The following is a 14,512-nucleotide window of genomic DNA, read 5'->3' on the forward strand; positions in this document are numbered from 1 at the left end:
TTCATCTCCCCCAACGCATCTATTATGTTTTATGTGATTATACATCGGAATAGTCGGAATTACTATAGAATCTAAATAAAAAAATCTGCAAAGCAACATAATGTTGGCTTTGCAGATTCATAGTTGATAATTCAGATCCTATTCTCTATTACTTCACTGTCACTGATACTGTAACTGTTTTGCCGCCTAGCTTTCCTTTAATGGATGTCGTTCCTTTACTCACAGCTACAATCTGACCACTTGCAGATACTCTCGCTACAGAAGGCTTGGAGCTGGTCCATACCGCACTTCCAGTAACAACAGCAGTCTTACCAGTATCATACTGTGCAGTCACAACAACATTCTGAACGGCTCCCGGAGCCATTTTCAGTCTGCTCTCATTAACGGTCAGCTTTGTTAATTTAGGAACTACAGTAATTTTGACACTAGCAGCAATCCCTTGGTAAGATCCTGTCAACGTAGCAGTACCTTCTGTTACTGCTTTAACGGTTGTAGCTTTAACCGTAGCAACCGCCTCGTTTGAGGACTCCCAATTCATACTGCTGGAGACATTCCCTGTCTTACCATTAGAATAATAAGCCGTTACCTTTATCGCTTTAGAGCCTTTAATGTTCATTTCGATAGCAGTAGGTTCTACAACTAGCTTAGTAACCTTTTGTTCAATGGTAACTGGGATACTGATGGTTTTATTAGCGTAAGTTCCCTTTAAAGTAGCAGAACCCTTCACCAGTCCTTTGATTACCTTACCGGAAGTTGTTGTCTTGATAATCGCATTCGTACCGGTAAGCTCCCATTCCATAGTTGCAGTAGCATCAAGTTCACTGCCGTTTTCCATCACAGCTTTTACTTCAGGAACAGCCTTCTCTTCACCAGTAACAATCACCAGGTTTTCTTCTGGTCCAAGCAAGACAAGGACTTTATCTTTCACTGTAACCTTTACTTCAACACTTTTTTCTCTTACAGCAGTTTTTGAAGTCGTTGGGTTTTCTGATTTTATTTTACCGATAACCTTCACAATACCTGCCGATTCAGCAACAATCTTGCCGTCTTTAATGGTGGCAATCTCATCATCCGCAGAAGTCCACTCAATATCACTGCTAAGATCTAGCTTTGTTCCGTCAAGCTTTGTACCATTTACTTTTGGAAGGCTTACGGTGTCATCTGTGTAAAGCTCCAATTCCGTCTTGTCGGCTGCCAGTTCTGTGATCGTAGGATACACTGTCAGCTTAAAGCTTTTATTAATTCCTCTGTACTCTGCTTTAATAACCGAAGTTCCCACTGCTTTAGCAGTCACTGCCGCAGTATCGCTACCAGGCGTAACGGTTGCCGCCAATTGGTTATCCGAAGTCCATACTGCGCTGCCTGAAATGTTCGGAGTAGAATTCGCAGCATCGCGAACCTCAGCTTTAACGTTCAGGGTTTCGCCCATAAACAGGAATTGATCTCCTGTAGGAGTAAGTAGCAGCGCTTCATAAGGAGCACGTACATATACGTCTACTGTTTGTGTAATCCCTAGATAGGATACTGTAATTACAGCTTTACCAGCAGACAACACTTTGATCTCGCCTTTGTCTACTGTAGCTACACTAGCACTAGAAGAGGACCATTCCGCTTTCTCTGAAATATCATTTGCGCTGGATTTTGTAGTTTCTTTAGTCTCTGCAACCAACTTCAAAGGTGCATCTCCGACTAGCATCTCTAGTTCTTTAACGATTTTGTCGTCATGTTTAAGCTCAATTTCAGAATAAGGCAATTTCACTACAGCCTTAAAGGTTGCTGTTAAGGTCTTGTATTTGGCAGTGATCGTTGCTGTACCTTCACCAGCCAAAGTGATCTTACCTTCTGCAATGGTCAACACGCTTGTGTTGGAGCTGCTCCAAGTAGTATCAGCCGTTACATCCTTAGCAGAAGTCGCTGTTTCTCCACCAATCGCATTGGCTTTGACCAGCAGTTTATCCTCATCATCACCCAATTTGTAGTTCCCTTCAGAACTATATTCGAGCTTCAGTTCTTTAACAGGATGGGCTACCTCAACTTCAATGGTAGCAAGTGCATGATTATAAGTCGCTGTAATAATAGCTTTTCCGCTGTCAATCGGAGTCAAAAGGCCATTTACTACCTTTACAGCGTTTGTGTTAGAAGAATTCCATACAACTGCACCTGTCACATCTCTTTTAGATGAGGACCCTTCCACATTCGCATATACCTTAAGTTGCTTTGGCGTTTGTCCAACCGTAAGCTCTACTTTAGCGGAGCTTTCGAATTCAATCGAGTTGATATCGCCGGTCGCTGCAAAGACACTTACCGGAAAAACCGCAGTAGCTAACAATATCATGATGAGGAGCATTTTCGTCATTTTCCTGTACACAGTCATTTGTTCTCTCCCTTAGGCTATAATGTCGTTCGGTGGTTTATCCCCACACTCTTTTACTTATATCGACAATTGTACCCTAAGTGTTTACCCCCTGGCTCTATAAAGCGAAATTCGGGACTTTCAGACTAGATAATACGGTAAAGGTTGATCAAAATATTAGGAAGTAATATGCTAACTACTACATTCTTTCTTGAAACAAGGGGGCTACGATGAGTGCAGAGAACGTCCAACTAGAAGCAATCCCGTCTCCTAAACAGGAAGATAGCTTCCTTAAAGGGGTAAAAGATTGTATTCCCACACTACTAGGCTACTTAAGCATCGGACTTGCAGCAGGTGTTGTTCAAAAGACAGCCGGGCTCAGCATTGCTGAGATTGCCTTAATCAGCTTGATTCTTTACGCGGGCTCAGCTCAGTTTATAGCTGCTGGAATGATAGCTGTTAGCAGCTCGCCTGCGGCCATTATTATTACGATATTTATCGTGAATCTTCGCCATATTTTGCTTAGTGCAGCTCTTTCACCTTATTTCCGCCATCTTTCCCCACTGAGAAATATGCTGGTTGGTTCTTTATTGACTGATGAGACCTTTGGAGTTGCCATCAATCAAGCTTTGAATAAGCAGCAAATCAGTGAAAAATGGATGCACGGTCTAAATCTCACCGCTTATTTAAATTGGTTTCTTGCGAATGTAGCGGGAGCTTTTTTAGCCCAGTGGATCTCAGACCCTGATCAATTCGGTTTACAGTTTGCCTTACCTGCGATGTTTATTGGCATTCTTGTAATTTCCATGATTGACCGTAATAAAATCAAACTAGATTTGGTTGTCGCAATCCTTGCCGTGATCATAGCAGTAGGAAGCTCCTTCCTATTCTCCAGCAGTGTTGGAGTGATTATCGCTACAGTCATTGCGTCAACAATAGGGATGGTGTTTGAAAAATGGAAGTGAGATGGGATGTCTTTCTGATCATTCTAGGAGCAGCTTTTGTGACCTTTATTCCCAGGGTGGCTCCGCTCATGATCCTTAGCCGGTTTGAATTGCCAGAATGGGGAATGCGCTGGTTAAACTATGTTCCTATCTCTGTTATGGCAGCATTAATAGGTCAGGAGATATTTTTGAATGATGGGAAATTTTCGTCTTTAGCTAATAACATTGAGCTTTTTGCGGCATTGCCTACTTTTTTGGTTGCGATAAAAACCCGGAGCTTGCTAGGCACTGTACTGGCGGGGATTGTTTCAATCATGATCCTACGGATGTTTTTTTGATCCACTTCTACGCGTATGAAGTCACTATCGGACACAGTTGACCTTATTCGCAGCATTATCCCACTTTTGGAACACTAACGGACACCATAGTCGCTATAGTCATGAAAAACACCTATTATGAACTACTTTCTGAGGAATAGCTGCACTGGAGTCCGAAACTAAGCATAAAAGGCAAAAAAAATGCAAATAACGCCAGCTGGGTCCGAAAGCATCAGGAGATTGTTATGAATTGGTGGTCTAGGCAGCAATAACTAAAAACAGAGCAGCCCTTCCCCGCTAACGGGAAAATGGCTGCTCTGTTGTCTTTTACTAATATCTATTGCTTAACGGACAGCCTGCTGAAGCCCAGTCTGACTAACCCCGACCAACTCACCGCGGCATTCGTTCACGCCAGCTTCCGTTATCTTCACCTGACAAAGTTCTCCTTGGAGTGAATCTTCTCCATCAAAGAACACCTGCAAATAGTTGTCGCTAAATCCATGCTGGATATTGCGCCCCGGAGCCCCTTTTGCGGCTCTTTCCGGAATAACACTTAATGTCTGACCTACAAATTTGCGAGCATAAGCTATTTGCATTTCTTCCGAAAGATCAATCAATTCCTGCACGCGTACATTTTTGATTTCTTCGTCGATCTGATTCTCCATCCGCGCTGCTGGAGTGCCCGTCCGCTTGGAGTAAGGGAATACGTGCATCTCGGAGTAATTAATAGCTTTCATGAAGTCGTAGCCGGCACGGAACATTTCATCGGTCTCCCCCGGGAATCCAACGATAACATCCGTAGTAATCCCGACATCCGGCATCGCCTGACGGATCAGCTGCATTTTGGCGTAATATTCTTCTGTCGTATATTTACGGCGCATCGCTTTCAGCACATCATTATGTCCGGCTTGCAGCGGGATATGCAGATGACGGCACATTTTAGAGGAACGGTTCAGCACCTCCAGCAGCTTCTCATCGATCTGGCTAGCTTCGATAGAACTGATACGTACCCGCTCCAGTCCATCCACCTTATCTAGATCCCACAGCAAATCGGCTAGACGGTAATTATCAAGATCATCACCGTAACCGCCGGTATGAATACCCGTGAGCACAAATTCCTTATACCCTGCTTCTACTAATTGATGTGCCTGGGTTACGATACTTTTGGGATCACGGCTGCGGGAAAGTCCACGCGACCATGGAATGATGCAGAATGTGCAGAAGTTGTTGCAGCCATCCTGAATCTTCATAAAAGCACGCGTCCGATCCGCAAAGCCAGGTACATCCATCTCTTCGAATTCACGTGTCTTCATAATATTACGAACAGCGTTGACCGGCTGACGTGAGGCTTCAATGTTCTTTACATGCGTCATGATCTGATCGCGGTCCTGGTTACCAATAACAAGATCGACACCAGGAATATCAAGAATCTCACCAGGAGAGGTCTGCGCATAGCAGCCAGTAACCGCCACGATAGCTTCCGGATTGCGGCGAACGGCACGACGAATCATTTGACGGCTTTTTTTGTCACCTGTATTAGTTACAGTACAAGTATTAATCAGATATACATCGGCGGGTCCCTCGAAATCGACCTGCTCGTAACCTTCATTTTTGAATAGCTGCCAGATGGCTTCGGTGTCATAAAAATTCACTTTACAACCTAAAGTATAAAATGCTACGGATGGCATCTCTTAAGCTCCTCCCATTTCTCCCGATTCATATAAAATACAAGCAGCGGCAACCATGCCCGCTGTCTCACAGCGCAGAATACGCCGTCCTAGTCCTACGGAAACCGCACCAGCTTCTTCTGCCTTTTGGCATTCCTCTGGTGTAAAACCCCCTTCAGGACCTACTACAATCAGTACCTTCCCACCAGCCTGTGGTGAAAGCGAGGATAACCAAGGGGCAACACTGCTGCGAAGCTGCAAGCCTTCTTCTTTTTCATAACAGAAATAAACAGCATCATACTCACTAAAAGTCTGTAGCAGCTGCTTCCAGGATAACGGTGAGCCTACAGCCGGAACGATGTTCCGGTGTGCCTGCTCGGCAGCTTCTTTACAAATTTTACGCCAGCGGTCCAGCCGCTTACTTTCCTTGCGTTCATCGTATTGTACAATCGTGCGCTCCGACAGAAAAGGAATAAAACCAACGGCTCCAATTTCTGTACACTTTTGAATGACAGTTTCCATCTTATCGGCCTTGGGTAAGCTCTGAGCCACTGTGATTTTTATCCGCGGTTCATGCGTCATCTCCAGGGTTTCCAGGATATTCACTGTCACTTCCCCTATTTCGATCTGAGCAATCTCAACTAACGCTTCACGGGAGACGCCATCGCTGACAATAAGCTTGTCCCCAACCTTACCGCGCATGACTTTGGCAATATGCCTTGCATCTTCCCCGTCAATTCTAACGTTATCTGCACCAAACTGCTCCGGTGTAACAAAATATCGCTGCATCTCTTCATCATCCTGTTCATGAATTCAGTAAGAAGAAACGGTAAAGACGCCTTAATAAAGACGTCACCCGTTTCTTAGAGAAATATAACTATGGATCAGGCGAAATTTAACTATCCTATTTTTCAACAAATTACATAATACAATGTTTAAGCAGGGTTGACCAGACTTCAGTCCCTACCTTAGCTGCCAAACATTCTTAGGAATAGCTGCACAAATGTTCTCGACATTTCACTAGCCCAGTGGCCAAGAGGATCAATGGTATAGGTTCGTAACCCTGGAATAAACAGAATTAATAAAAAGATAAATACAGCCCATTGCTCAAATTGCTGTAATTTGCCCCGAATGGAGCGAGGAGCAATATCCTCCACAATCCGGTAGCCATCCAGCGGAGGCAATGGAATCAGATTGAACAAGAATAAAAAGAAGTTCCATTGAATAAAGGTGCCAAAGAACAGATACACTGCTTCTAAAACGCGATCATTGGAGATCGACTCTAATACACCGGTTGCCGCAAGCACCCCATATATTAAAGCACCAATAATCCCTAGTAACAGGTTACTGATTGGGCCCGCAGCAGACACAATGACTCCCATCAGACGGGGGCGGCTAAAGTTATCGCGGTTTACAGGAACCGGACGCGCCCACCCGAAACCAGCAACCAGCAGCAGTAAAATACCAAAAAAATCGAAGTGTACAGCAGGGTTAAGCGTCATGCGTCCTAATAATCTAGCCGTAGGGTCACCGAACTTATTTGCGAAATAAGCATGACTGAATTCATGTACTGTAAAAGCAATTAAAATCGTAATAAGCAGAAAAGGAAGCTGATCCAAATCTACACGTATTATACTTTGCAATATATCCATTTTTACCTCTTTCCGGCTGTAAATGCCACCCAATCTTCTTCACGGGATACTTCCATAATCTCAAAGCCGGACTCTTGTAGTGCGTTAGCCACAAGCCCTTCTTTATCCTTGTAAATACCAGAGGTAATATACAAGCCTCCTGGCTGAAGTGCACGATACACATCATCCGTAAACAATACGATGATTTCTGCCAAAATATTCGCAACTACAATCTTCACTGGGAGTGTAACGCCAAGACTATCCTCTGTTACTTGCTCAGCAGGTGTTCCCTCAAGAGTGTGACCCGGTCTAGCGGATGGCCACATTTCTCCAGCAGCCGTGTCAGCCACACCTTCACCGCCTAGCAAGGAGAGCAGGTCGCTTTCTTTTACCGAAATGAACTTCTCAAGTTTGTTCAGTGCTACATTCTCGCGCGCACTTTCAACAGCTACAGGGTCCAAATCTAACGCCAGCACGGATTTCGCACCGAGCAGCATCGCACCTACAGCCAATATTCCTGAACCCGTACCAACATCGATTACTTCTTCGCCGCCGCTAATATTCTTTTCAAGCGCACGCAGGCACAAAGCTGTTGTAGGGTGAGTCCCTGTACCAAATGCCATACCAGGGTCCAGCTCAATGATTGCCTCATCGGGGCTCTCAGGCGTATATTCCTCCCAAGTTGGTTTAATCGTGAGACGCTCCGATACCCTGAGTGGTTTAAAATATTGCTTCCAAGCATGCGCCCATTCGTCTTCATCTACGGTTTTCCAAGAAATCAGCGATTTGCCCGGATCAATACCGTACTCACGCAATTCTGCTACCCGTGGAGTCAGTTCTTCTATAACAGCATCCATATCCGTGGAATCGGCATAATAACCTTTGATTACCGCTTCCCCTTCTGGGATATCATTCAAGGGTTGGTCATATAATTCACCGTAACGCGTATTCCGCTCTTTACTGAGTGTTCCGGATTCTTCAATAGAAACCCCACCCGCTCCTGCTTCATATAAAAAATTCGAAATCATTTCTTGTGCATCTTCTGTTGTATGTATCGTCACTTCATGCCATAACATCTTTATGTGATCCTCCTAAAGTTTTGTGAGCGTTAGCTTCATTGATTGACTTCGTGCAAAACTGGCTTCGTAAGCATAGGCTTAGTTTTGTGAGCGTTAGCTTCATTGATTAACTTCGTGCAAAACTGGCTTCGTAAGCATAGACTTAGTTTTGTGAGCATTCGCTTCATAGTATAACATTTCTTCTTGGGGTAACGCCAAACTACAGATCAACGCTCTGCCATGCCCGGGCTGCTCCTGCAAAAGCAATCGAGCGAATGATCATCTACCATCCCCGATGCCTGCATGAAAGCATAACATATGGTAGAGCCGACAAACTTCATGCCTCGCTTTTTTAATGCTTTACTCATTGCGTCAGACTGAGCCGTTGAAGCAGGGACATCCGCACGTGTCTTCCAATGATTAAGCGTAGGCGCGCCCCCCACAAAGCTCCAGAGATAATCTGAAAAGCTGCCTGTTTCCGCACTAATTTGCAAATATACTTTTGCATTACGAATGATAGAATCAATCTTTAAGCGATTTCTAATAATCCCGGGATCGTTCATCAACTCAGCAATTTTCGGCTCATCATAATGCACAATCTTTTGCGGATCAAATCCATCAAATACCTCTCTGTAATGTGCCCGTTTTTTTAAGACGGTGTACCAGCTTAACCCTGCCTGCATGCCTTCAAGCATAAGTAATTCAAACAGCTTCCGGTCATCATACAGAGGTTTTCCCCACTCTTCATCATGGTATGCGATATATAAAGGATCCTCATTAACCCAAGCACAGCGAGTGATTTCCATCCTTTTCTCTCCTTTACGCTAATCCTCGCTGAGTCCACTCAGCATCTACTCACTGTAAACGAAAAAAAGGGAAGAACACAAGGTTCCTCCCTAAAAAAGATTTTCTATGGCCGCAGCTGCACTCTTGTTTCTTTATCCGGATCGTCAGTCGTATAGAAGAATATATAAATAGAAGCTTCTGTACCTTTGAAACCCTTGTAAACATCAATGGCCTTATTGTTTCCATCCCCAGTGAAATTAACGGTCAGAGGTTTACCTAAAATACGCTCTTTCCCCAGTCCGATATGGGTCTGGTTAATTCCACCGAAGCGAGCATCTTCACTTTCAGTCTCTACATAAAGATCGGCACCCTGCATATAGTACGTCCATTTTACCGGGTATCCGCTAAGCTGCTGGATAAGCGTCTGTTTCTTATCAGATATATTCGTCAACAGAAGCGGTGTTTTTTCGTCTTTGTTAATTTTATAGCTGCCGTGCTGAGTCACCTTGTATTTAGCAACAAAGGTAATTGGCGTCTCTTCTGTGATTTCAAGGTCAACTGGCCGCTCAAAACGAAGCACTGTTAATTCCGGCTCACCTTCTGGAGATCTCCAGAAATTGCCCTCTAGCGTCTTGCCTGCTACTTCAAGAGTAGACTTTTGATACGGGAAATTGTTGCCTTTCTCTTTACTTCTAATAGCGATTCGAATTTGAGTAGGCGTCACTACCATTTTCTCCAGCGTGTAATTAGGTTCGCCCTCTTCTAGCGGCAGATTCAATGAGGTATTTATGGTTCCGCTCTCCATCTGCTTTTTGCTTAATTGAAGATCAAAAGCTAGGGGCCCCTCAACCTTTTTCTCTTGTTTCATGTACTGCAGCTTGTAATTCACTTCTCCGCTGGAAATATCAGCCGCCTTAAAATATTGCTGGGACGTATATTCCCCGTTTTCTCCCGGTGTACCGAAAGCACCTCCAGCCAGCGAATTTATGAGCGTTCCGTTTTTGTAAGCGACTATATTTGGAAAGGCCCATTTTTTTGTTTCTGGCTGATCAAAAATGATCGCTGAAGAGAATAATATTTTTTCTTGTCCTTGGGTAAATGGTTTCACCTCTATGCTGCGCATTCCTTCCTGTCCAATAGGAAACTTTTGTGTCTCCTGCGATTGGATATCCAGCGGTAAATCTAACTCCTGTGTGCTAAAGGCTTGCAGATTATCTGCAACTAGTTGCACATTCACAGTATCCTTTTTCGGTGTCCAATCACTCTCGAAATATCCGTTGTAATGTTGATTTTTCTCATCCCATAACACATAACTGAACTCACTAGGACCATTCGCCCCATCTGCGCCCTTCAAAGTCATTCCATTAACATTCCAATTTTCATTTTCCAAGCGTTTTCCTACATCCAAAGTGAATAAGATAACCGTCCGATTCTCATCCACAATCGCTGTATGTAGCTTCAGAGTTACTCCATCCTGCGTCACTGACTGGTTCAGTTGTTGTCCGAGATTTTGGGCCAGCGCTGCTTGAACGCCTCCTCTCCCATGGAGCAAATTATCCCAATCATAATGCACTGCTGCATATACGGGTGCCGCTGCAATAAGTACTGAAAATGAAGCCACCACAGCTATTTTACTCCAGTTTCTCCCTCTGTTCCCGCTACCATTCGCCATACGAAGTTGTAGGGGAGTCATTGTACTGTTTTCTTGCTCTAAACGTCCCCACATGCGTTCAAAATCTGGATAAGGCACACCTTTATCTTCATTTAAACGATGCTCCAGCATATTTTCTAACTTTTTCAAAAGCTTCGCCCTCCTTTAGTTCAAGTTGAACCCCAGCCTCCTGCAGGATTCTCCTCATTACCGTTAGCCCTTTATGCAGCCTAGATTTGGTCGTTCCAAGTGGAATGGACAGCAGATCCGAAATTTCAGCCAGACTGAAATCATGCATATACCTAAGTGTGAGCACCATCCTAAGTTTGATAGGGACCTGGCTCATATATTGCGCCCACTCGACCTCCGTCTCACGCTGCTCAATCTGCTGCTCCACAGCTGTTTCTGCCGTTTTATTAAAGAAATGAAGGTTGTCCGTAATCTTCTGTTGTAAAGTCCGTTTTCGTTTCAAATGATTGAGGCAATGGTTGACCGTTATTTTCATAATCCAAGCCTTGATATGCTCCACGTGCTCACGATTACTGCGAAATACGGTAATAAAGACATCCTGAGTCAAATCCTCTGCATCCGCCGCGTCATGCACCATATAGTAGCAAGTCCGGTATACATCTTTATTGTAGGTTTCAAATAACTCCCGGTTACTCTCCAAATTTTGCGCCCTCCTTTCTTGACTGAGATATCTATATGACAACCAATCCTTGGAAAAGGTTCGTTTTTCTGAGCATAAACTATCGCTACTCTTAAAGACATAGAGAAAATCAAACAGGCTTAATAATCTGAATGAAGCAAATGGAGGAAGGACAATGACTCTTTTAACTACTGGTCCGTAGAAAACAATGTTAACTCAGAAAACAACACAAGACTTACACAACAGGTCACTGTCAAAATTGCTAATGGTAGCGGTCAGATTGCTTCCACAGTTCTGATCGAAGGCTACTACATGAATGAAGAAAGAATTCAATATGTAGGTGATCTGCTAGATGTGATGCCAAATCAGGTAATAACTAAAAATTATTTTGCGGATTTTGATACCTTCGAATTTTTTTTCACAACTGCTAGTTTGCCAGACCATCCAATCCAAATCTCATTTTGGGGTAAAGACAGTGCAGAGAAATTAGTAGCCCAGCATCGATTAGCTACAGCAGAATTACTCGGATATGGGGCAACTGGGGCAACTGGGGGGACGGGGGGCTAAAGGTGGGACTGGCTCTGATGGGGCGATTGGGGACACCGGAGTTACTAAGGTTAGTATTACTGTAGACGGAGTCATCACAAATCATAGATATATGATTCCTACCTTGATTGTTAACAAAATCGGATAATACCAACAATAAAAGGGTCCATCTCTTTCAAGTAGGAGACCGACCCTTTTTTGCTGATATTCAATCTATCAACATACATATTAACAATTAAAGGATATCCATAACCTCGCGCGCTTGTGTGTCGAGATTTTGTGCAGAAGAAGCAATCTTCGAAAAATCCTCCAACGCTACCAGAACCTGCTGCTGACTATCTTCTATACTTTCTTGTACTTGATTTGTACCTATAGAGATCTTTCCAATTTCCAGCGTGATCGCATCCACACTATCCCGTACCTTTATGATCGAATCTTGTACCATGGAAGATAATTTTCTTACTTCTTTTGCCACTACGTCAAAACCTCGCCCATACTCCCCGGCATGCGCTGCCTCAATAGCAGCATTTAGGGCTAATAATTGCGTTTGCGAAGCAATATCGCGAATCGTTTGCACGATGCTATGAATCGCTACAGCTTGCTTTTCAAGATTAGCTAAAGTATGTGTATTTTCTATCGATACTTCGGCGATTTTGTTGATGCTTCGTAATAATTCTTGACTGCGCTCAATACCTAAATCTGCTCTTTGATTCAAGCTGTCTGCCATCTCTTGCATCCGTTGGACAACATTACTCATGTTACTTTGTCTTTGGGTGATATTAGTTGCTATTTTAGATACTCCGATGACTTGTTCATTGCTTTCATCAAACACTGGCATGTAGGTGGCTTCAAGCCAAACCGCATTTCCTTTCGAATCCATTCGTTCGATCTTATCCTGAAAACTCTTCCCTGTAAAAAGATCCTGCCAAAACCGTTCGTAACCTGGGCTATCTGCGAAATGTGGAAAACAGAATTCTTTATGATGCATTCCGTACATTTCATCTTTTTTATATCCCATGGAATTTGCAAAAACTTCATTCACATAAGCTACCCGGCGATCAAGGTCAAACCGGATAATAGCTAAATTTCTTTCTAAAGATCTAACAACAAGCTCATCAGTAACTCCTTGAGAGTGTACCAGCCCCATTCTAATTCCCCCTGAAAAAATTCAATAGTTGATTGGTCGTAGTTAGTATATTCGAACAATTATACATCCTTAATCTGTAGTGTGATATTAGCTATTTTACTTAAAATATTTATAACATCTGCAGACGTTAATATACTCGAAATGATGATAATTAGGGAAAACATCCCTAATGATGTGCAAGATTCGAATGTTCATCTATCTTTTTGGGAAATACTCCCCAAAAACTCATGAAATCAGGCCTTTTTCTATCTTTTCAGGGGATTTTCAGGGAGGTTTTCCCTAATTTCATTTTCCAACAGAAAAGTATCTACAGCTACGTCGACTATGAGACCCTCAAATTCTTCTTAGCATTAGCCTTTCTTATAAGCTAAAAGCTTGCCCTAACTTAGTTCATTTTTACTGATCTAATAACAAAAACCCCAGCTGCAATATCAGCTAGGGTTCAAACTCTCAATTTCATTTTCAAACTCCTATCATTCTCAATCCCATGTAGCAAAGTATGGAAGTTCCTCCGATTCAAATGCACTCCAGCCAGACTGCGGCGCAGCACGCCACGCCTACCCTCGCCTTCATGCAACAGTTGTCTGTGACCTGTACGAATATTTTCCTTCTCCCATTGTACACACATTCAAAATTATCTTACTTATTGGATTTATAATCTTTTATCTTAATCCCCAAAACCATATCCTTCTGATATGCGTCAGCTTGCTTCAAACCAATAATCCTTGGGTCTGAAGGGTAGTGACGTTCAAGATATAACAAAAATGCGTGATGAAACCTAATTTCAGCATCCAATTTATTCAGTTCGTTCGGATGATTCTCTAGTTCGGTTAATTCTGCTTCCCATCGATACAAATCGCTCGCCTCAGAGCGCTCCATACGAACCTTCTCTGTCAGCTCCCCCAACTCACGATAGGCCCGTTTTACTTTTGGAGAGTACAACTGCTTCTGCTTCAAATAGGTTAATAATGCGATCAATAAGGCTAATCCTGTCCACAAAATAACGTTATCCATCTTTTCCCCCCACACTTAAGCTCTTCGCCCTAATTATACATGCCCAAACGCAAAAATACCCCACAAAGTGAGGTATCCGCCTTAGCTTTTTTAGCTGCTATTCTTTCTTCATAATCTCATTCAGCTGACGTTTGTCCGCTTCTTGTGCGCGATCCTGAGCTTCAATATCATCAAGATCGGCTTCCGCCGCCGAGAATTCTACATCCTCCGCTTTAGCTTCGTATAACATTTTCAATTTCTCCGTCTTGGAGAAGATTTGTGAGTTCTCTCTATCCATTATTTGTCTCCTTCCTTCTTATTAATGAGTGCCTGATCAGACCATCCCGCCTGCTTCTTCAATTAAGCGCAGAGCCTGATCGTAGGACTCCGTATGCACAATAACCGTAAGCAAAATATCTCTCCCCGTTGGACCTCCGTTACCACCATGACTCATTCCGCTAGAGCTGGTGTCCGCAGCTGCAAGTATGCCTGTGTGTGCGTACTCAGCAGTCATGGAGTCCATTCTGGCCACATTGCCTGTCACCGGATTTACCCCTGAGCTAAAGCTGGTACCTCCATATCTACTGAAGCGATCGATGGAAACTTCAATTGCCCGAAGTGCACGAAGCTTGCGCGCGACGCCTTCGGCTTCCTCTGGACTTTTAAAATATGCCAAAATATATCTTTCCGACATCTTATCCCCGCTCTCGCTTGAAATTCAGATATCTGTTGCATTCATTTATATTGTCTTAATTTCACTTGTTTTATGC

At 43.4% G+C, this 14,512-nt stretch carries 15 protein-coding genes; 3 read left to right on the top strand and 12 right to left on the bottom strand.

Annotation, left to right across the window (positions count from 1 at the left end):
- Window positions 1-148: 148 nt before the first annotated feature.
- On the bottom strand, window positions 149-2,374 hold the full coding sequence (locus tag NST25_RS23845; RefSeq protein WP_076128972.1) for a hypothetical protein: 2,226 nt from the start codon (window positions 2,372-2,374) through the stop codon (window positions 149-151).
- Between the two features lie 209 nt (window positions 2,375-2,583).
- Between NST25_RS23845 and NST25_RS23850 the strand changes: the two genes are divergently transcribed.
- Both NST25_RS23850 and NST25_RS23855 read left to right on the top strand, forming a co-directional pair.
- Window positions 2,584-3,318 (top strand): AzlC family ABC transporter permease, encoded by a 735-nt coding sequence (locus NST25_RS23850; RefSeq protein ID WP_036683898.1) that lies wholly within the window; start codon window positions 2,584-2,586, stop codon window positions 3,316-3,318.
- A complete protein-coding gene (locus NST25_RS23855; RefSeq protein ID WP_076192109.1) occupies window positions 3,309-3,635 on the top strand; it encodes an AzlD domain-containing protein in 327 nt (108 codons plus the stop codon). Before NST25_RS23850 ends, NST25_RS23855 begins: the two co-directional genes overlap by 10 nt.
- 323 nt (window positions 3,636-3,958) lie before the next feature.
- Here NST25_RS23855 and mtaB read toward each other — a convergent pair whose 3' ends face one another.
- The 7 genes from mtaB to NST25_RS23890 form a co-directional block, all read right to left on the bottom strand.
- Complete coding sequence (gene mtaB, locus NST25_RS23860) at window positions 3,959-5,302, bottom strand: tRNA (N(6)-L-threonylcarbamoyladenosine(37)-C(2))-methylthiotransferase MtaB (protein WP_076128970.1); 1,344 nt, start codon at window positions 5,300-5,302, stop codon at window positions 3,959-3,961.
- Window positions 5,303-5,305: 3 nt separating this feature from the next.
- On the bottom strand, window positions 5,306-6,070 hold the full coding sequence (locus NST25_RS23865) for an RsmE family RNA methyltransferase (RefSeq protein WP_076185272.1): 765 nt from the start codon (window positions 6,068-6,070) through the stop codon (window positions 5,306-5,308).
- Window positions 6,071-6,249: 179 nt separating this feature from the next.
- Entirely contained in the window at window positions 6,250-6,933 is a 684-nt protein-coding gene (locus NST25_RS23870; protein ID WP_036683904.1) for a site-2 protease family protein, read from the bottom strand.
- Between the two features lie 2 nt (window positions 6,934-6,935).
- Window positions 6,936-7,988, bottom strand: a complete 1,053-nt coding sequence (gene prmA / locus NST25_RS23875) for a 50S ribosomal protein L11 methyltransferase (protein ID WP_076185273.1) — start codon at window positions 7,986-7,988, stop codon at window positions 6,936-6,938.
- A gap of 209 nt (window positions 7,989-8,197) precedes the next feature.
- Window positions 8,198-8,776 (bottom strand): DNA-3-methyladenine glycosylase I, encoded by a 579-nt coding sequence (locus tag NST25_RS23880; RefSeq protein WP_076185274.1) that lies wholly within the window; start codon window positions 8,774-8,776, stop codon window positions 8,198-8,200.
- A gap of 104 nt (window positions 8,777-8,880) precedes the next feature.
- Window positions 8,881-10,557, bottom strand: a complete 1,677-nt coding sequence (locus tag NST25_RS23885; protein ID WP_143763876.1) for a DUF4179 domain-containing protein — start codon at window positions 10,555-10,557, stop codon at window positions 8,881-8,883.
- Window positions 10,517-11,077 carry an RNA polymerase sigma factor gene (locus tag NST25_RS23890; protein ID WP_076128962.1) on the bottom strand — a complete coding sequence of 187 codons (561 nt, stop codon included), beginning with the start codon at window positions 11,075-11,077 and terminating at the stop codon, window positions 10,517-10,519. Before NST25_RS23890 ends, NST25_RS23885 begins: the two co-directional genes overlap by 41 nt.
- 291 nt (window positions 11,078-11,368) lie before the next feature.
- Here NST25_RS23890 and NST25_RS23895 point away from each other — a divergent pair, with 291 nt between their 5' ends.
- Window positions 11,369-11,623 (top strand): hypothetical protein, encoded by a 255-nt coding sequence (locus tag NST25_RS23895; protein WP_340392628.1) that lies wholly within the window; start codon window positions 11,369-11,371, stop codon window positions 11,621-11,623.
- 214 nt (window positions 11,624-11,837) lie between these two features.
- Here the strand turns inward: NST25_RS23895 and NST25_RS23900 are convergent, their stop codons facing one another.
- The 4 genes from NST25_RS23900 to NST25_RS23915 form a co-directional block, all read right to left on the bottom strand.
- Window positions 11,838-12,749, bottom strand: coding sequence for a methyl-accepting chemotaxis protein (locus NST25_RS23900; RefSeq protein WP_340392630.1), 912 nt, complete (start codon window positions 12,747-12,749; stop codon window positions 11,838-11,840).
- A 639-nt stretch (window positions 12,750-13,388) separates the two neighbouring features.
- Window positions 13,389-13,763: a hypothetical protein gene (locus NST25_RS23905; protein ID WP_340392632.1), complete on the bottom strand. Its 375-nt coding sequence runs from the start codon at window positions 13,761-13,763 to the stop codon at window positions 13,389-13,391.
- A 97-nt stretch (window positions 13,764-13,860) separates the two neighbouring features.
- A complete protein-coding gene (locus tag NST25_RS23910) occupies window positions 13,861-14,040 on the bottom strand; it encodes a YfhD family protein (RefSeq protein WP_036683923.1) in 180 nt (59 codons plus the stop codon).
- A gap of 36 nt (window positions 14,041-14,076) precedes the next feature.
- The gene (locus NST25_RS23915) at window positions 14,077-14,436 is read right to left on the bottom strand and encodes a hypothetical protein (RefSeq protein WP_340011057.1); all 360 of its coding nucleotides are present in this window, start codon (window positions 14,434-14,436) and stop codon (window positions 14,077-14,079) included.
- Window positions 14,437-14,512 lie beyond the last annotated feature (76 nt).

The sequence above is a fragment of the Paenibacillus sp. FSL E2-0190 genome, from assembly GCF_037992965.1.
Lineage (GTDB): Bacteria > Bacillota > Bacilli > Paenibacillales > Paenibacillaceae > Paenibacillus_AQ > Paenibacillus_AQ odorifer.